Source organism: Brevundimonas lutea (assembly GCF_003704105.1).
Taxonomy (GTDB): Bacteria; Pseudomonadota; Alphaproteobacteria; order Caulobacterales; family Caulobacteraceae; genus Brevundimonas; species Brevundimonas lutea.
In genome coordinates this window covers 50345-68266 of record NZ_QUOQ01000004.1, presented here as the reverse complement: position 1 = coordinate 68266, position 17922 = coordinate 50345, and the positions used below count along the sequence as shown (strand labels likewise).

Below are 17922 nucleotides of genomic sequence, written 5' to 3'. Positions count from 1 at the left end.
TCCGGGGCCAAAATCAGTGCGCCTCAAGTAGCGCGAAGCGCGGTAGGCGCTCTAGACGATCCGACCGCTCGCCAGAACCGCCAGCAGCAGCAGCGCCACGATGTTGGTGATCTTGATCATCGGGTTCACCGCCGGACCGGAGGTGTCCTTGTAGGGATCGCCCACTGTGTCGCCGGTGACCGCGGCCTTGTGAGCCTCCGAGCCCTTGCCGTGGACCACGCCGTTCTTGTCGGTGAAGCCTTCCTCGATCACCTTCTTGGCGTTGTCCCAGGCGCCGCCGCCCGAGGTCATCGACACGGCCACGAACAGGCCGGTCACGATCACCCCCATCAGCATGGCCCCCAGGGCGGCGAAGGCGTTGGCCTTGTCCGGCTGGATGAACAGCACGACGACGAACAGCACGATCGGCGACAGCACCGGCAACAGCGACGGCACGATCATCTCCTTGATCGCCGCCTTGGTCAGGATGTCGACCGCCCGGGCGTAGTCCGGCTTGGTCTGGTAGGTCATGATGCCCGGGTTCTCGCGGAACTGACGGCGCACCTCGGCCACCACGCTCTCGGCCGCGCGTCCGACCGCCATCATCGACATGCCGCCGAACAGGAAGGGCAACAGCCCCCCGAACAGCAGGCCGACGACGACGTAGGGATTGGTCAGATCGAAGGCGACCACGCCCATGTCGGCGAAGAACGGATAGTCCGCCGGATTGGCCGAGAAGTACCTGAGATCCTCGGTATAGGCCGCGAACAGCACCAGGGCGCCGAGACCGGCCGAACCGATCGCATAGCCCTTGGTCACCGCCTTGGTGGTGTTGCCGACGGCGTCTAGCGCGTCGGTCGAGTGGCGCACGTCGGCGGGTAGGCCGGCCATCTCGGCGATGCCGCCGGCGTTGTCGGTGACCGGTCCGAAGGCGTCCAGCGCCACGATCATCCCCGCCACGCCCAGCATGGTCGTGGTGGCGATGGCGATGCCGAACAGGCCCGCCAGCTGGAAGCTGACGATGATGCCGACGATGATGGTCAGGGCTGGAAGCGCGGTGGCCTCAAGCGAGACGGCCAGGCCCTGGATCACATTGGTGCCGTGACCCGAGACCGAGGCGTTGGCGACGGACTGCACCGGCCGGAAGTTCGAACCGGTGTAGTATTCGGTGATCACCACGATCGCGGCCGTGACGGCCAGGCCGACGACCCCCGACCAGAACAGGCTCATCGGTTCGATGACCAGTCCGCCGGACGTGGTCACCGGCCCCGTGACCAGGGCGTTGATCACGAACCAGACCGCCACGACCGACAGCACGCCGGTGACGATCAGGCCCTGGTACAGCGCCCCCATGATGTTCTGGCTCTTGCCCAGACGCACGAAGAAGGTGCCGATGATCGAGGTCACGATGCAGATGCCGCAGATGGCCAGCGGCAGCAGCATCATCGCCTCGGCCACGGCGGCGTCGCCGCGGAAGAAGATGGCGGCCAGCACCATGGTGGCGACCGTGGTCACCGCATAGGTCTCGAACAGGTCGGCGGCCATGCCGGCGCAGTCGCCGACGTTGTCGCCCACATTGTCGGCGATGGTGGCGGCGTTCCTGGGGTCGTCCTCCGGGATCCCGGCCTCGACCTTGCCCACCATGTCGCCGCCCACGTCGGCGCCCTTGGTGAAGATGCCGCCGCCCAGACGGGCGAAGATGGAGATCAGCGAGGCGCCGAAGCCCAGGGCCACCAGGCCGTCGATGACCTCGCGGCCGACGCGCTCCAGACCCATGACCTCGGTCAGCACGGCGTAATAGCCCGCCACTCCGACGAGGGCCCCGCCGGCCACGAACATGCCGGTGATGGCGCCCGAGCGGAACGCCAGGTCCAGGCCGCCGGCCAGACTCTTGGAGGCGGCCTGGGCGGTGCGGACATTGGCCCTGACCGAGATCAGCATGCCGGCGTAGCCCGCCGCGCCCGACAGCACCGAGCCGATCAGGAAACCGGCCGCCGCATAGGGGCCGATCAGCAGGAAGGCGGCGATCAGGATCACGACCCCGACCAAGCCAATGGTGATGTACTGCCGGCGGAGGTAGGCGCTGGCCCCCTCCTGGATCGCCGCGGCGATCTCGCGCATCTTGTCGTTGCCGGCGTCGGCCTTCATCAGCACCGCGGTCTGGATCGCCCCGTAGAGCACCCCCAGGCCGCCGGCCGCGATGACCAGCCACAGTAATGACGTCATAGCGTTTCCAACCCTATTTCAGCTAAGCGCGCGGACCCTTGGCGCGGCGGGCTTTTCGCCTCTGTCCGCCTTCCGGTCCCCCCGTGCGCACCGGGCGCCAAGCCGCGCCCCTCGGGAATTGCGGCGGAAACGTGCCCCATGCGTCCCGATGACGCAATCCGGTATTTGGAGGGTGGCTCAGCCCCCTCGGATGCCCGTCCGACGACGCGGCGCCTGGCTGGCGACCTCGACCCGCGCGATCAGGCCGCGTCCGACGACGGTCGGAGCCATTCGGGTGACCACGCCGGTCAGGCGCGCCGGATCAAAGCTGAGCCCGTCGGCGGCGGTGGGCAGGGGCGTGCGGTGGGCCGCGCGGACCAGACCGTCACGCAGGAACGGCTCCTTGGCCCGCACCGCCGCCATGTCGGCGCCGGGCGCCAGCACTAACCTGAGGGTCACGAAGATGTAGTTGCGCACCCGCCCGCCCGCGATCACCGGCAGACCGACCCCCAGCATGTTGGTCGAGGGCGGCGCCGCCGGCTCGGACGACGGCGCGGCGGCGGCCGTTCCGGCGGTTCCGGCCAGAATCAGGGAGGTGGCGAGGACGTCGCGACGGCGCATGGACGGACCGTGGCACACCGGCGGTTAAGCAATCGCGAGCGCTACCCTCGGCCGTGTCACCGACGAAGGCCGGGGCCCAGATTGTAGGACGCCGGGCGCCTCAGGTCAGGCTCGATCACGGCTCTGCCCCCCCTCCCGCGCTTGATCCCCTGGGCCCCGGCCTTCGCCCGGGACGCGGATGGGGTGCGCTCGCGATTCCCTCGACGGCCCGCACCGGCTAGAACCCCGCCATGTCGTTGCGCCCACTGTTCGTCACCCAGGTCTATGAAGCCAGCCTCGCCGAGGCCTCCGGCTTCATCGGTTTCAACGCCGCCCTGCTGGAGGCCTGCCACCATCTGGCCGAGGAGGATCAGGCGGGGCGGGCCTGGTGTAAGCGGCACGGCTATCGCGGCTATACCTCCTATGCGTCCCTGACCGACTTGCCGCAGCGGTTCCCGGAGTTCGGCGAGTTGAAGAAGCGGCTGGATCGGCACGCGGCCGTGTACGCCAAGGCGCTGAATTTCGATCTCAGCCGCAAGCCGCGGCTGGACAGCCTTTGGGTCAATGTCCTGAAGCCCGGCGGTGGGCACACGGGACATATCCACCCGCACTCGATCATTTCCGGCACCGTCTATGTCGAGGTTCCGGCGGGGGCGTCTTCGCTGAAGCTGGAGGATCCGCGCCTGCCCATGATGATGGCGCGGCCCAGCCTGACGCCCGAAGCCGGGGAGGCCGAACAACCCTTCGTCTATCTGGCGCCCCAGGCGGGGACGATCCTGATGTGGGAGAGCTGGTTGCGGCACGAGGTGCCGGTCAATGCGGCCCGTTCCGAGCGCATCTCGATCAGTTTCAACTACGCCTGAAACGCTGCTCCCGCCCGAGGCCGAACGCGCGTAGGGTGCGCGGGTGATGAGCGGGCGCTTTCCGATTCTGTATATCGCCGAGGCGGACCCGGAGACGGCGGTCCTGTCCTCGGGCGTGCTCGCCCATCTGGTCGAGGAGATCCCGCACGCCAGCTTCATTGTGGTCGGCTCGCGCGCCTCGGCGCCGCTGTTCGCCGACCTGCCCCGGCTCGACGCCCTGATCGTGCTGGAGCGGGAAGGGCGACTGGAGTGGGTCAATCTGTGGAAGCGGGTGCGATCGACCAAGTGGGGGCTGGTGGTCGACCAGCGCGGCACCGATTTCTCGGCCCGGCTGAAGCGGCAGCGGCGCGCGGTGAAGCCAGCGGCGGCGTCCAAGGACGACGGCCGGACGCTGCACGCCGTGGAGCAGGCGGCGCGGGCCCTGCAGTTGGACACGCCGCCGTCCCCCCGACTGTTCTTCGGCCACGACACCCAGGCGATCGCCGATCAGGCCCTGGGCAGCTGGCAGGGCCCGCTGCTCGCGGTCGGACCGGGCGCGGACTGGGTCGGCAAGCGCTGGCCGGCCGAGCGGTTCGCCAAGGCGGCGGCGCCGCTGCTGGCCGAGGGCGGGCCGCTGGACGGAGCCAAGCTCCTGATTGTCGGCGGCGACGAGGACCGGGACGCCGCCCACACCATCCGCCTTGCGGCGCCGCGTTATCGGGTGATCGAAACGCAGGGCAGGCTGACGCCGCTCCAGGCCTGCGCGGCGCTTTCAAGGGCCAGCCTCTATCTGGGAAATGACTCGCTGTGGACCCAGCTGGCGGTGGCGGCGGGCGTTCCGTCGGTCGGCGTGTTCGGGCCTTCAGATGAGCGGCTGCGCGGGCCCTGGCGGGGCCGCTCGGTCCGGGGGCCGCGCATGATGGAGGACTTCCGCGCCATCGACCCAAAACTGAACCAGGCGATCCAGCACATGATGGACCTGCCGGTCGAACCGGTGTTGAACGCGGCCCGTTCCCTGTACGCTCAACGCGCGCGAGAAGCGGAGGCCGCCCATGTCCCACAGCCGCACTCTTCAGACCTATGACCTGATCGTCCGTGGCGGCGAGGTCGCCAACCATTCCGGACGCGGCCGGGCCGACGTCGGTGTGCGCGACGGCCGGATCGCCCGGATCGGCGACCTGAGCCAAGCCTCGGCGGGCGAGGAGGTGGACGCCACGGGACTGACCGTCCTGCCCGGCGTGATCGACACCCAGGTCCACTTCCGAGAGCCGGGGCTGGAGTGGAAGGAAGACCTGGAGACCGGCAGCCGCGCGGCGGCGCTGGGCGGGGTCACCACCGTGTTCGAGATGCCGAACACCGAGCCCAACACCACCGACCCCGACACCCTGGCCGACAAGCTGGCGCGGGCACGCGACCGGATGTGGACGGACCACGCCTTCTATGTTGGCGGCACGCACGAGAACGCCGCCCATCTGGCCGAGCTTGAGCGGCTGCCGGGCTGTTGCGGGGTGAAGGTTTTCATGGGGGCCTCGACCGGCTCGCTGCTGATCGCGGACGACGACGGCGTGCGGAAGGTGCTCAGCACCGTGCGCCGGCGCGCCACCTTCCACTCCGAGGACGAATACCGGCTGGCGGAGCGGCGGTCGCTGGCCCGGCCAGGCGACTGGACCAGCCACCCGGAGGTGCGCGACGCCCAGTCGGCGATCCAGTCGACCGAGCGGCTGGTGCGGCTGGCGCGCGAAACCGGGGCGCGCATCCACGTGCTGCACGTCTCGACCGCCGAGGAGATCGTCTTCCTGGCCGGGCATAAGGACGTGGCCACGGTGGAGGTGACGCCCCAACACCTGACCCTGGATGGCGACGACGCCTATCCGCGCCTGGGCGCCTACGCCCAGATGAACCCGCCGATCCGCAATGCGCCGCACATCGCGGGCTTGTGGGAGGGGATCACACAGGGCGTGGTGGACGTGTTGGGCTCGGATCACGCGCCCCACACCAAGGAGGAGAAGGCCAGGGCCTATCCGGCCTCGCCGAGCGGCATGCCGGGGGTGCAGACGCTGGTTCCGGTCATGCTGACGCATGTGGCCCAAGGCCGCATGACGCTGGAGCGGTTCATCGACCTGACCTCGGCGGGGGCCCAGCGGGTGTTCGGCATCGCCGGCAAGGGGCGGATGTCCGAGGGCTATGACGCCGACCTGACCCTGGTCGATCTCAAGGCCAGGCGGACCATTCGGCACGAGGACATGGCCAGCCGCTGCGGTTGGACGCCCTTCGACGGGTTCGAGGCGACGGGCTGGCCGATGGCGACGATCACGCGCGGGCGGGTGGTGATGAAAGACGATGAACTGATCGGCCAGGCGCACGGACGGCCGGTGCGCTTTCAGGAAACGCTGGCGGGGTAGAGGCTTCAGTGCAGCTTCAGCCGGCCGGCGACGCGGCGGTGGAGGAGGCGTGACAGGGCCAGGAGGGCGGTGCGGCGGACGCCCAGAATGGCGCGGTGGTGATCGAGATGCAGGGTCACGTAAGCCCAACGCGCCAATAGCCCCTCGATGCGGAAGCTGGGGCCGCCGAGGCCGCCCATCAGGGCGCCGACCGCCTGATCGTCGCCCAGCGACACCAGCGAGCCCTTGTCTCGGTAGGTGAAGGCCTCAGCGGGTTCGCGTCCGTCGTCCCAATCTCGAAAGGCGCGGGCCAGCCAGGCCGCCTGTTGGCTGGCCGCCTGGGCGCGGGCGGGCACGGGTTTGCCGTCCGGCCCGGGCGCGGCGGCGCAGTCGCCCAGGGCCCACACATCCGCCGCAGAGGTCCGCAGCCGGTCGTCGACGACGATCCGACCCTTGTCGTCGAGCGCGAGGCCGAGGTCGCCCTGGACGGCGACGGGCGCGACGCCGGCGGCCCAGACGATCAGCTCGGCCTCGAGCCGACCCTGGCTGGTGTCGAGCCCCGAACCATCGACCCGCTCGACCTTGGCGCCGGTCATGACGGCGACACCCAGCGTCTCGAGCGCTTGCCGCGCCTTGGCCGCCAGGGGTTCGGACAGGGGCGGCAGCAGGCGGGGCAGGGCCTCGACCACGGTGACGTCGAAGGGGAAGCGCTGTTCAGGCGGCAGACCGTCCATCAGGGCGTGGTGGCCCTCCATCAGTTCGGCGGCCAGCTCGACCCCTGTGGCCCCGCCGCCGACAATGGCCACGCTCAGGCGCTTCTTGCCGGAGCCGGCCGCCGCCAGGAAGGCGAGGGTCAGGCGGCGATGGAAGGCTTCGGCCTCAGCCACGTTCTCCAGCTGGTGGGCGTGGCGGTCGGCGCCGGGCGTGCCGAACAGATTGACGCCCGAGCCGAGGGCCAGGACCAGCCGGTCGTAGGGGATGGCGCGCTCGGCCAGCAGTTCGTCGCCGTCCTCGTCGACCACGGGGGCCAGACGCACGGTGCGGGCTTCGGCATCCAGCCCAGTCAGGTCGCCCAGCACGAACCGGAAGCGGTTGCGGCGGGCCAAGAGGGTGTAGGCCAGGCCTTCCTGATGGGAATCCAGCGATCCGGCCGCGACCTCGTGCAGGCTGGGTTTCCACAGATGGAAGGGCGAGCGGTCGATCAGGGTGACGCGTGGCGTCTTCAGGCCCCGCCGCCGGTCGGCCCGCCCCAACCGCGCCGCCAGCTCCAGCCCGCCCGCGCCGCCGCCAATGATGAGGATGTCGCGCGGGTTGCGCCGCCTGTGCTTCTCATCGACCATCCGAGGGAAACGACGTGGAGAGGCTTAGGATGCTGTCGCTTATCGCCGCCGCCTGGCTGGGTTTTCAGCCCGCCCATGCCATGTCGCCCGAGATCGCCGAGGTGATCGCGCCGGTCACCGAGGCCATCGCCGCTGAACGGGACCGTCAGGCCGCCCTGCCGCCGCCCGCCGACGACCGCGAGCAGCTGGAGCGCATGGGCGCGCTGGATCAGGCCCCGCGCATGCGCATCGGCGAGATCGATGTCTCCCGCCTTTCGCCAGAGCAGGCGGCGGAAGCCTGGGCCGCGGTCGGCGCCGCGATAAAGCCGATCGACGAAGCCAACCTGAGCGCCCTGCTGACCATGGTCCCGGACGAGGGCTGGTTCACCCGCAGCCGCTACGGCTCCGAAGCGGCCAGCGCGGCCTTCCATATCGTGCAGCATGGCGACGAGACGGTTTGGCGGCGCTTTCTGCCGGTGCTGGAACCGCTAGTGGCGACGGGAGAGGTCGAGGGTGAGGCCTACGCCAAGATGTTCGACCGCCTCGCCGTATCGGAGGAGCGGCCTCAGCGCTACGGGACCCAGTTTATCTGCGTGGACCGACGAATGACCCTGGCCCCGCTGGAGGACGAGGATCGCGTCGAGGCCTGGCGGGCGGAGATGAATATCTCGCTGCCGCTGTCGGCCTATGTCGATCACATGAAGGCGGCCCCGCCGTGCGGATGATCTAGGCCGGCTCGGCTTCCAGCCGCTTGTCCAGGTAGGCGGCGATGTGGCGTTCGACGTCGTCGAGGTGGTCCTGCCAGAAGTGGGTGGCGCCTTCGACTACCTCGTAGTCGATGACGATGCCCTTCTGGCTGCGCAGCTTGTTGACTACGCGCTCGACCTCGATCGGCGGCACCACGGTGTCGTTCGAGCCGTGCAGGAACAGGCCCGAGGCCGGGCAGGGGGCCAGGAAGCTGAAGTCATAGATGTTGGACGGCGGCGATACGGTGATGAAGCCGTCCGTCTCGGGTCGGCGCATCAACAGCTGCATGCCGATGTAGCTGCCGAACTGATAGCCCGCGACCCAGGTCTGGGTGGCGGCGGGGTTCTCGGCCTGGAGCCAGTCCAGGGCCGTGGCCGCGTCGGCCAGCTCGCCGATGCCGGAATCGAACTCGCCTTGGGACTTGCCGACGCCTCGGAAGTTGAAGCGCAGGGTGGCGAAGCCGCGCTCGACGAACAGGCGGTGCATGTGGATCGCCACCGGATTGTTCATCTGGCCGCCCGCCTTTGGGTGGGGGTGCAGCACGAGGGCGATCGGAGCGTTTTCGCGCTTGCCGGGAGAGTAGCGGCCTTCAAGGCGGCCGGCCGCGCCGGTCAGGATCACTTCAGGCATGAGGGGTCGAAAATCCCGTGTTCAACTGGCGTTTCGCAGCCGCGTAATACTTGACCGCGCTAGTCGGACTTTCTAAGTCCTCCTCGCGTGCAACGGTCGGCGTGAAGCCGGGGGTTCTAACACAAGAGCCTCGGAAAGCGCGCGAAATCTGACGCGAACGAGGGCCCGCGATGCGCCTGTCGACAAAGGGACGATACGCCGTGATGGCGATGGCCGATCTGGCCCGGCACGGTCGGGGCGAGGGCGGTGCCGCGCGCGCCGTATCGCTGGGCGCCATCTCGGAACGGCAAGAAATTTCCTTGAGTTATCTGGAACAGCTGTTCGCCCGGCTGAGGCGCGCGGGGCTGGTGTCCAGCGTGCGTGGTCCCGGCGGCGGCTATCGGCTGGCGCGCGGTCCCGAGGCCGTGATGGTGGCCGATATCGTGCTGGCGGTGGACGAGCCGATCCGCGCGACCCGCTGCGTCGACGCCACGCGCGGCTGCATGCTGCGCGGCGAGCGCTGCATCACCCACCACCTGTGGGAAGGGCTGGGCGACGAGATCCACCGCTATCTGGCCTCGGTCAGCCTGGAGGACGTGATCCTGAACCGCGCCGGCCGCCACCGGGCCCCGATCGATCCGCCCGGCGTGGCCCGAAGCGGCCTGACGGAGGCGGCGGCGTGAGCATCTATCTGGATTACAACGCCTCGGCCCTGGTTCGGCCCGAGGTCCGGGACATCATGGCCAAGGCCCTGGCCGACAACGGCAATCCGTCGGCAGTGCATGCCGCCGGACGACGGGCGCGGGCACGGGTCGAGACGGCGCGGGCCCAGGTAGCCGAGCTGGTCGGCGCCGATCCGACGGCGGTGGTGTTCTCCTCGGGCGGGACGGAATCCAATGCCCAGGCCATTGCGTCGGCTCTGGCGGCCGGCTGCGAGCGGCTGATCGTTGGGGCGACGGAGCATCCCTGCGTTGCCGAGGCGGCCTTCGCGTCGGGGGCGCTGGTCGAGGAGTTGCCGGTCGATCGGAACGGCGTGGTCGATCTGGCCTGGCTGGACGGGGCGCTGAAACGTCCGGGCCGCGCGGTGGTGGCCATCCATCATGCGAACAATGAGAGCGGGGTGATCCAGCCGATCGCCGAGGCGGCCGAGCTGGTGCGCTCAGCCGGGGGCTGGCTGCACGTCGACGCCATCCAGTCGGCGGGCAAGATCCCGGTGTCGATGGCGGCTCTGGGGGCCGACACCCTGACCCTGTCGGCGCACAAGCTGGGCGGGCCGCAGGGCGTGGGCGTCCTGATCAGCCGCGAGGGCGTTCCGGTGATCCGCACCCTGCATGGAGCGGGGCAGGAGCGTGGCCTGCGCGCCGGGACCGAGAATGTGCCGGGCATCACCGGCTTTGGCGCGGCCGCCGTCTGTGCGATGCGTGAACTGGCCCAAGGCGTCGACCATTCGGCGTGGCGCGACGCCGCAGCCGCGCGGGTGACGGCGGCCGGGGCCGTGGTCATCGGGGAGGCGTCGCCCCGCCTGCCCAACACCCTGTTCATGGCCGTATCTGACTGGGACAGCCCGCAGCAGCTGATCACCCTGGACCTCAGGGGCGTGATGGTCTCGGCCGGCAGCGCCTGTTCGTCGGGCAAGACCAAGCCGTCCAAGGCCATCTCCGCCATGGGGCTGGACCACCTGGCGACCGGCGGCGTGCGGGTCTCGGGCGGCTGGGGCACCACGGAAGGCGACTGGATCGCCTTCGCCGACGCCTGGGTCGACGCCCATGGCAAGCATCGCGCGCGGTTGACCGAGCGCATGAAGGAAGTCGCGTAATCATGGCCGCCGTCAAGGAAACTATCGACGCCGTCGCCGCGCTGGAGAAGTATGCGCACGGCTTTACCTCGGACATCGAGACCGAGTTCGCGCCGCGCGGCCTGAACGCCGACATCGTGCGCTTCATCTCCGAGAAGAAGGGCGAACCCCAGTGGATGCTGGAGTGGCGCCTGGCCGCCTATGAGCGCTGGCTGGCGATGGAGGAGCCGACCTGGGCGGCGGTGAAATACGAGCCGGTCGATTATCAGGAGCTGTTCTACTACGCCGCGCCGAAGCAGAAGGAGGGGCCGAAGTCTCTGGACGAGGTCGATCCGGAGTTGCTGGCTGTCTACGAAAAGCTAGGCATCCCGCTGAAGGAGCAGGAAGTTCTGGCCGGAGTGCAGGGCGCGCCGCGTGTGGCGGTGGACGCCGTGTTCGACAGCGTCTCGGTCGTCACCACCTTCAAGAAGGAGCTGGAGAAGGCCGGCGTGATCTTCATGCCGATCTCCGAGGCCCTGCGCGAACATCCGGAGCTGGTGCGCCAGTATCTGGGCTCGGTGGTGCCGGTGTCGGACAACTATTTCGCGGCCCTGAACAGCGCGGTCTTTTCGGACGGATCGTTCGTCTACATCCCGCCGGGCGTGCGGTGTCCGATGGAGCTGTCGACTTATTTCCGCATCAATGCCAGCCAGACGGGGCAGTTCGAACGCACCCTGATCATCGCCGACAAGGGGTCTTACGTTTCGTATCTGGAGGGCTGCACCGCCCCAATGCGCGACGAGAACCAGCTGCACGCGGCGGTGGTCGAGATCGTGGCGCTGGACGACGCCGAGGTGAAATATTCGACGGTCCAGAACTGGTATCCGGGCGATCCGGCGACCGGCAAGGGCGGCATCTACAACTTCGTCACCAAGCGCGCCGACTGCCGGGGCGATCGGTCGAAGGTCAGCTGGACCCAGGTCGAGACCGGATCGGCGGTGACGTGGAAATATCCGTCTTGCCTGCTGAAGGGCGAGGAGAGCTCGGGCGAGTTCTATTCGATCGCCATCACCAATGGGCGGCAACAGGCCGACACGGGCACCAAGATGGTGCACCTGGGCAAGAACTCGAAGTCGCGGATCATCGCCAAGGCGGTGTCGGCGGGGAAGTCGGACTCGACCTATCGCGGCCTGGTGTCGGTGCACCCCAAGGCGACGGGGGTGCGGAACTTCACCCAGTGCGACAGCCTGCTGATCGGCAAGGAGTGCGGGTCGCACACCATCCCCTATATCGAGGCGCGCAACGGCTCGGCCCATCTGGAGCACGAGGCGACGACGACCCGCCTGTCGGACGATCAGCTGTTCTACGCCCAGCAGCGCGGGTTGAATGAGGAGGAAGCGGTGGCCCTGTTGGTCAACGGCTTCGTGCGCGACGTGATGCAGACCCTGCCGATGGAGTTCGCCGTCGAGGCGCAGAAGCTGGTGGCGATCAGCCTTGAAGGCTCGGTCGGATAACAAGAAGAACCAATGCTGAAGATCAATAATCTCCACGTCTCCGTCGGCGACAAGCCGATCCTGAAGGGCCTGACGCTCGATGTTCCGGCGGGGGAGGTGCACGCCGTCATGGGGCCGAACGGGGCGGGGAAATCGACGCTGGGCTACGCCCTGACCGGGCGGCCGGGGTATGAGGCGACGCAAGGGGAGGCGGCTTGGAACGGCGCAGACCTGCTGGCGCTGGACCCGGCCGAGCGGGCGGCCAAGGGCGTCTTCCTGTCGTTCCAGTATCCGATCGAGATCCCGGGCGTGCCGGCCCTGACCTTCGTGCGCACGGCGCTGAACGCGCAGAAGCGGGCGCGGGGCGAGGAGGAGGTGTCGGCGCCGGCGTTTCTGAAGCTGGTCCGGGCGGCGTCGCAAAAGCTGCGCATGGACTTCGACATGCTGAAGCGGCCTCTGAACGTCGGCTTTTCGGGTGGCGAGAAGAAGCGGATGGAGATCCTGCAGATGGCGCTCTTGGAGCCGTCACTGCTGATCCTGGACGAGACGGATTCGGGGCTGGATATCGACGCGCTGAGGATCGTGGCGGACGGGGTGAACGCGCTCCGCTCGCCCGAGCGGGCCATGGTGGTGATCACCCACTATCAGCGGCTGCTGGATTATATCCGTCCGGACCGCGTGCATGTGCTGGCCGGCGGCCGGATCGTGGCGTCCGGCGGACCGGAGCTGGCGCATGAGTTGGAGGCGGAAGGGTACGACAAGTATCTTCCGCAGGCGGCGTGAGCGCGCTGAATATCCGCGACAGCTCCACCTTCCCCTCGCGGCGGGTCGAGGCGTGGAAATACAGTGACCTGCGGCGGTGGCTGCGGGAGGCGCCTGAGGTTTCGTCGGCCGTCGCGGTATCGGGCGACGGGCCGTGGGCCGGCCTGGGCGGTGATCAGCTGGCCTTCGGCAACGGCGCGGCGGCGGGGGCGGACGCCTTTGTCGGGTCGGGCGAGCAGGTGTTGAGACTGCGGTTCGTGTCGGAGACTTCGGGCACGGGGCATACTGCGGCGGCGCGGATTTCGGCGCGGCCGGGGGCGCGGCTGCTGCTGCTGGAGAGCCATGAGGGTGCGGGTTCAGGCTATGTCGCGCACAACCGGCTGGAGATCGATGTGGCGCCGGGGGCAGAAGTGACGCGGCTGGTGCTGGTCGAGGAGCCGGAGGACGCGATCTCGGTGACCGAGGCCGAGGTGCGGCTGGGCGAGGGCGCTCGGTATGCCCAGACCATTGCCGCGACGGGGGCGAAGCTGCAAAGGCTAGAGACCCGGATCGTGCACCCGGGCCAAGGCGCCGACGTGCGGATGGACGGGGTCTATGCGCTTTCGGGCGCGCGGCACGTCGATCTGACCAGCGTGGTCGATCACCAGGGGCCGGACGGACGGACCAGTCAGCTGGCCAAGGGCGTGGTCAGGGACACCGCGCGCGGCGTGTTCCAGGGCAAGATCGTGGTCCAGCGCGGAGCCGATGGCACCGATGCGCGGATGGGGCACCATGCCCTGATCCTCGGCGAGCGGGCCGAGATCGACGCCAAGCCGGAACTGATCATCTATGCCGACGACGTGCAGTGCGCGCATGGCAATACGGTCGGCAATCTGGATGAGAGCGCCCTGTTCTACATGCAGCAGCGTGGGCTGCCGGCCGACGAGGCGCGGGCGCTGCTGACCCAGGCGTTTCTGTTTGAGGTCATCGACCGGATCGACCATGAGGGCGCGCGGGAGAGGGTGCGGGAATGGCTTGGAGACAGGCTGTGAGCGCCGACGGCACTCCCTTCCCCCTGGAGGGGGGAAGGGCCGGGGATGGGGGAGGAAGCCTGTCCGCGGGTGGTTCGTCGGCCGCGCGTGACCCGGCGGCTCGCGAGCGCGACGCCGGCGCCTCCACCCCCATCCCAACCCTTCCCCCCTCCAGGGGGAAGGGCTTTGACGTGGCCGCCGCGCGCGCAGACGTTCCCATTCTCGCGCGCGAGGTGAACGGCAAGCCCCTGGTCTATCTGGACAACGCCGCCTCGGCCCAGAAACCGCGCGCGGTGATCGACGCCATGACCGCGGCGATGAGCGGCAGCTACGCCAACGTCCACCGGGGCTTGCACACCCTGGCCAATGAGACGACCGAGGCCTTTGAGGCGGCGCGCGAGACGATGGCGGCGTTCCTGAGCGCGCCGGCGGCTGAAAACATCGTCTGGACCAAGGGCGGGACCGAGGCGATCAATCTGGTGGCGGCAGGCGTGGGCGCGACGATCCAGCCGGGCGACGAGATTGTCGTCAGCCAGATGGAGCACCACTCCAACATCGTGCCCTGGCACATGCTGCGCGAGCGGCGCGGCGCGGTGCTGCGCTGGGCGCCGGTGCGGGACGACGGGTCGCTGGATATGGCGGCGTTCGAGGCTCTGTTGAGCGAGCGCACGCGGGTCGTGGCCGTCACCCACATGTCGAATGTTCTTGGGACCATCAATCCCGTGGCCGAGATCACGCGGCTGGCCCACGCCGCCGCGGCGCGGGTGCTGATCGACGGCTGTCAGGGCGCGGTGCACGCCGCGCCGGATGTCCAGGCGATCGGCTGCGACTGGTATGTCGTCACGGGTCACAAGCTGTACGGCCCAACCGGGATCGGGGCGCTGTACGGGACCGCCGGGGCCCTGGACAGCCTGCCGCCGTGGCAAGGCGGGGGCGAGATGATCGAGCGGGTGACCGAGGATCGGGTGACCTATGCCCGGCCGCCGCACCGGTTCGAGGCCGGGACGCCGCCGATCCTGGAGGCGATCGGGCTGAAGGCCGCGCTGGACTGGATCAATGGATTCGATCGCGCGGCGGTGCTGAGCCACGAGAATGCGCTTTACGACCACGCGCGGGCGCGGCTGGCGGACATCGAGGGCGTGCGGGTGATCGGCGAGGCGGCGGGGAAGGGGGCGATCCTGACCTTCACCGTCGAGGGCGCCCACGCGCATGACATCGCCCAGATCATGGACCGTTACGGCGTCGCCGTGCGGGCCGGGCTGCATTGCGCCGAGCCTCTGGCCGAACGGTTCGGGATCAGTTCGAGCACGCGCGCCAGCTTCGCCCTATATAACACCCTGGAGGACGCCGACGCCTTCGCCGACGCGCTGATCAAGGCGCGGAGATTCTTTCAGTGACCGACGTGAATAGCCAGAACAGTCCCAAGATTTCTGAGAGTTCAGAGTTCGCCGCCGCCTGGGACGAGCCCCAGAAAAGCGCGCTGAGCCAAGCCGAGTTGGACACCCTGACCGACGATCTGGTCACGGCCCTGAAGACCGTGTTCGACCCGGAAATCCCGGTCGACATCTATGAGTTGGGCCTGATCTACAAGGTCGACGTGAACGACGAGAAGGACGTGGTGGTCGAGATGACCCTGACCGCGCCCGGCTGTCCGGTGGCCGGCGAGATGCCGGGTTGGGTCGAGGACGCGGTGATGAAAGTCGACGGCATCAAGTCGGCCCGCGCCAATCTGGTGTTCGACCCGCCGTGGGATCCCTCCAAGATGAGCGACGAGGCCAAGCTGGCCCTGAACATGTTCTGATGACCCTGTCCGCATCCCCACCCCAGGCCACCAGCCCCCGCGAGCCACGCAAGCGGCCGCCGATCGTCACCCTGACCGAGGCCGCGGCCGCCCGCGTGCTGGAGATCATGCGCCGCGCCCCCAGGCCTTATGCCGGACTGCGCGTGGGCGTGAAGAACGCCGGCTGCGCGGGGCAGGAATACACGCTGGACTACGCCGAGGAGGCCCGGCCGACCGACGAGATCGTCGAGAGCCGGGGGGTCAAGATCCTGATCGAGCCCAAGGCCATCCTGTTTCTGATCGGGTCGGAGATCGACTGGGAGGTGACCCGGCTGTCGTCCAAGTTCGTGTTCCGCAACCCGAACCAGACCGACGCGTGCGGCTGCGGCGAGAGCGTCACCATCGTGCCGGCGAAACAGGCCTGAGCATGATCCGGCTAGAGGGGGTCACCCGGCGCTTTCGGAGCGCCGCCGGGGAGCGGACGGCGCTGGACGGCGTCGATCTGGAGGTCGCGCGCGGCGAGGTGTTCGGTGTGGTCGGACGCTCCGGCGCCGGCAAGTCGACCTTGATCCGTACGATCAATCTGCTGGAGCGACCCGACGCCGGACGGGTGTTCGTGGGCGAGCGAGAGATGACGGCGCTAGGCCCCGCCGACCTGCGCGCGGCGCGGCGACGGATCGGCATGATTTTCCAGCATTTCAATCTGCTGGACGCCAAAACGGTGGCGGAGAATGTGGCCTTTCCGCTGAGGCTGGAGGGGCGACTGGCGGCCGAGGTCCGGACGCGGACGGCGGAGCTGTTGGAACGGGTCGGGCTGGTGGAGCATGCGAAGAAGCACCCCGCACAGCTATCGGGCGGCCAGAAGCAGCGGGTGGGCATCGCCCGGGCCCTGGCCTGCGGTCCTGATGTGCTGCTGAGCGACGAGGCGACCAGCGCCCTGGACCCCGAGACCACCGACGAAATTCTGGGCCTGCTGGATCAGCTGAACCGCGAGCTGGGCCTCACCGTGGTGCTGATCACCCATCAGATGGAGGTGGTGCGCCGGGTCTGTGACCGGGTCGCCGTTATGGCCGACGGACGGGTGGTCGAGATGGGCGCGACCGCCGACGTCTTCCTGCATCCCGAGCACGCCGTGACCCGGTCGATGATCGCCGAGACCGATGCGCTGGACGGGCTGGACGAGACGCCGCCGCAGGGGACGCGGCGCCTGCGCCTGACCTTCCGGGGGGCGACCACCTATGGACCGGAGCTGAGCCAGGTGGCGCGAGAGACGGGCGTCGATGTGGCCATCCTGTCGGGTCGCATCGCGCGCATCCGGGGCGAGCCCTATGGCCAGATGCTGGTGTCGATGTCGGGGGGCAACGCGGACGCGGCCGTGGCGCGTCTGACCGAGCGCGGCGTCGCGGTGGAGGCCGTCTGATGTTCGCCAATGTCGCCTGGGACGAGATCGGCCGCGCCACGCTGGACACCCTCATGATGCTGGGCGGGTCGCTGAGCCTGACCATTCTGTTCGGCGTGCCGCTGGGGGTTCTGCTGTATTTGTCGGGACGCGGGCGGCTGACGGCCAATCCGGTGCTGAACGCCATGCTGTCGCTGATCGTCAACGTGCTGCGCTCGATCCCCTTCATCATCCTGTTGATCGTCATGCTGCCGGTGACGGTGCTGCTGGTCGGGACGTCACTGGGGGTGCTGGGCGCCATTCCGCCGCTGGTCGCCGGCGCGGCGCCTTTTTACGCCCGGCTGGTCGAGACGGCGCTGCGCGAGGTCGACAAGGGGGTGGTGGAAGCCACCCAGGCGATGGGCGGCACAACCTGGCAGATCGTCACCCGGGCGCTGTTGCCCGAGGCCATGCCCGGCCTGATCGCCGGGGCCACCGTGACGGCCATCGCCCTTGTGTCCTACACCGCCATGGCCGGCGTGGTGGGAGCGGGAGGCCTCGGTGATCTGGCCATCCGCTTCGGCTATCAGCGGTTCCAGACCGACGTGATGGTGGTGACCGTGGTGCTGCTGCTGATCATGGTCCAGGGGCTGCAGATGCTGGGCGACTGGCTGGTCGGGCGTGTGTCGCACCGGTGAACAGTTGATCCTGAAGCGCGAGCGCCTTATGCCCCGGCCCATCGCCTTCCCAGCCGAGATTTCGCCATGACCGACACCGCCGCTCCGCAACTGCTGCATCTGGTGATCGGCGGCGAGCTGAAGGACATCAGCCGCCCGGAGTTCCGCGACCTGAGCCAAGTCGAGTTCGTCGGCGCCTTCGGCACCTATGCCGACGCCAAAAAGGCGTGGAAGGCGCGGGCTCAGGCCACGGTCGACAACGCCCACATGCGCTATTTCATCCTGCACGCCCATCGGCTGATCGATCCGGCGCAGGACGCGCCCGTCTGACGCAGGCCCGAGGCGGAACCGACCGGGCCGTCGGGG

19 protein-coding genes are annotated in these 17922 nt (G+C 68.9%); 15 read left to right on the top strand and 4 right to left on the bottom strand.

What is annotated here, in order from left to right:
• Window positions 1–51 precede the first annotated feature (51 nt).
• Window positions 52–2205 carry a sodium-translocating pyrophosphatase gene (locus EES48_RS07620; protein ID WP_122465808.1) on the bottom strand — a complete coding sequence of 718 codons (2154 nt, stop codon included), beginning with the start codon at window positions 2203–2205 and terminating at the stop codon, window positions 52–54.
• A 177-nt stretch (window positions 2206–2382) separates the two neighbouring features.
• Window positions 2383–2805 carry a hypothetical protein gene (locus tag EES48_RS07615; RefSeq protein WP_122465807.1) on the bottom strand — a complete coding sequence of 141 codons (423 nt, stop codon included), beginning with the start codon at window positions 2803–2805 and terminating at the stop codon, window positions 2383–2385.
• Between the two features lie 230 nt (window positions 2806–3035).
• Between EES48_RS07615 and EES48_RS07610 the strand changes: the two genes are divergently transcribed.
• From EES48_RS07610 to EES48_RS07600, 3 genes are read left to right on the top strand one after another with little or no spacing between them, the layout of a single operon-like run.
• On the top strand, window positions 3036–3647 hold the full coding sequence (locus tag EES48_RS07610) for a TIGR02466 family protein (protein ID WP_122465806.1): 612 nt from the start codon (window positions 3036–3038) through the stop codon (window positions 3645–3647).
• Window positions 3648–3693: 46 nt separating this feature from the next.
• On the top strand, window positions 3694–4710 hold the full coding sequence (locus EES48_RS07605; RefSeq protein WP_122465805.1) for a glycosyltransferase family 9 protein: 1017 nt from the start codon (window positions 3694–3696) through the stop codon (window positions 4708–4710).
• The gene (locus tag EES48_RS07600; protein WP_122465804.1) at window positions 4679–6028 is read left to right on the top strand and encodes a dihydroorotase; all 1350 of its coding nucleotides are present in this window, start codon (window positions 4679–4681) and stop codon (window positions 6026–6028) included. The genes EES48_RS07605 and EES48_RS07600 overlap by 32 nt, the downstream gene beginning before the upstream one ends.
• A 5-nt stretch (window positions 6029–6033) precedes the next feature.
• Here the strand turns inward: EES48_RS07600 and EES48_RS07595 are convergent, their stop codons facing one another.
• Window positions 6034–7347: an NAD(P)/FAD-dependent oxidoreductase gene (locus tag EES48_RS07595; protein WP_122465803.1), complete on the bottom strand. Its 1314-nt coding sequence runs from the start codon at window positions 7345–7347 to the stop codon at window positions 6034–6036.
• Window positions 7348–7376: 29 nt separating this feature from the next.
• Between EES48_RS07595 and EES48_RS07590 the strand changes: the two genes are divergently transcribed.
• Entirely contained in the window at window positions 7377–8051 is a 675-nt protein-coding gene (locus EES48_RS07590) for a DUF6624 domain-containing protein (protein WP_122465802.1), read from the top strand.
• A 1-nt stretch (window position 8052) separates the two neighbouring features.
• Here the strand turns inward: EES48_RS07590 and EES48_RS07585 are convergent, their stop codons facing one another.
• Window positions 8053–8703, bottom strand: a complete 651-nt coding sequence (locus EES48_RS07585; protein ID WP_122465801.1) for an alpha/beta hydrolase — start codon at window positions 8701–8703, stop codon at window positions 8053–8055.
• 170 nt (window positions 8704–8873) lie between these two features.
• On the opposite strand from EES48_RS07585, the gene EES48_RS07580 reads away from it, so the two are divergent.
• The 11 genes from EES48_RS07580 to EES48_RS07530 all read left to right on the top strand — a co-directional run bounded on the left by EES48_RS07580 (window position 8874) and on the right by EES48_RS07530 (window position 17886).
• A complete protein-coding gene (locus EES48_RS07580) occupies window positions 8874–9365 on the top strand; it encodes an Rrf2 family transcriptional regulator (protein WP_122465800.1) in 492 nt (163 codons plus the stop codon).
• On the top strand, window positions 9362–10498 hold the full coding sequence (locus tag EES48_RS07575; RefSeq protein WP_122465799.1) for a cysteine desulfurase family protein: 1137 nt from the start codon (window positions 9362–9364) through the stop codon (window positions 10496–10498). Before EES48_RS07580 ends, EES48_RS07575 begins: the two co-directional genes overlap by 4 nt.
• Window positions 10499–10500: 2 nt before the next feature.
• The gene (gene sufB, locus EES48_RS07570) at window positions 10501–11970 is read left to right on the top strand and encodes a Fe-S cluster assembly protein SufB (protein WP_122465798.1); all 1470 of its coding nucleotides are present in this window, start codon (window positions 10501–10503) and stop codon (window positions 11968–11970) included.
• Window positions 11971–11982: 12 nt separating this feature from the next.
• Window positions 11983–12732 carry a Fe-S cluster assembly ATPase SufC gene (gene sufC, locus EES48_RS07565; protein ID WP_122465797.1) on the top strand — a complete coding sequence of 250 codons (750 nt, stop codon included), beginning with the start codon at window positions 11983–11985 and terminating at the stop codon, window positions 12730–12732.
• Entirely contained in the window at window positions 12729–13742 is a 1014-nt protein-coding gene (gene sufD, locus EES48_RS07560) for a Fe-S cluster assembly protein SufD (RefSeq protein ID WP_122465796.1), read from the top strand. The genes sufC and sufD overlap by 4 nt, the downstream gene beginning before the upstream one ends.
• Window positions 13743–13912: 170 nt before the next feature.
• A complete protein-coding gene (locus tag EES48_RS07555; protein WP_240623266.1) occupies window positions 13913–15118 on the top strand; it encodes an aminotransferase class V-fold PLP-dependent enzyme in 1206 nt (401 codons plus the stop codon).
• Window positions 15119–15147: 29 nt separating this feature from the next.
• Window positions 15148–15522 carry an SUF system Fe-S cluster assembly protein gene (locus tag EES48_RS07550; RefSeq protein ID WP_122466198.1) on the top strand — a complete coding sequence of 125 codons (375 nt, stop codon included), beginning with the start codon at window positions 15148–15150 and terminating at the stop codon, window positions 15520–15522.
• Window positions 15522–15926 carry a HesB/IscA family protein gene (locus tag EES48_RS07545; RefSeq protein ID WP_122465794.1) on the top strand — a complete coding sequence of 135 codons (405 nt, stop codon included), beginning with the start codon at window positions 15522–15524 and terminating at the stop codon, window positions 15924–15926. Before EES48_RS07550 ends, EES48_RS07545 begins: the two co-directional genes overlap by 1 nt.
• A gap of 2 nt (window positions 15927–15928) precedes the next feature.
• A complete protein-coding gene (locus EES48_RS07540; RefSeq protein ID WP_122465793.1) occupies window positions 15929–16921 on the top strand; it encodes a methionine ABC transporter ATP-binding protein in 993 nt (330 codons plus the stop codon).
• Complete coding sequence (locus tag EES48_RS07535) at window positions 16921–17577, top strand: methionine ABC transporter permease (protein WP_122465792.1); 657 nt, start codon at window positions 16921–16923, stop codon at window positions 17575–17577. The genes EES48_RS07540 and EES48_RS07535 overlap by 1 nt, the downstream gene beginning before the upstream one ends.
• Window positions 17578–17643: 66 nt before the next feature.
• On the top strand, window positions 17644–17886 hold the full coding sequence (locus tag EES48_RS07530) for a DUF4170 domain-containing protein (protein WP_122465791.1): 243 nt from the start codon (window positions 17644–17646) through the stop codon (window positions 17884–17886).
• Window positions 17887–17922 lie beyond the last annotated feature (36 nt).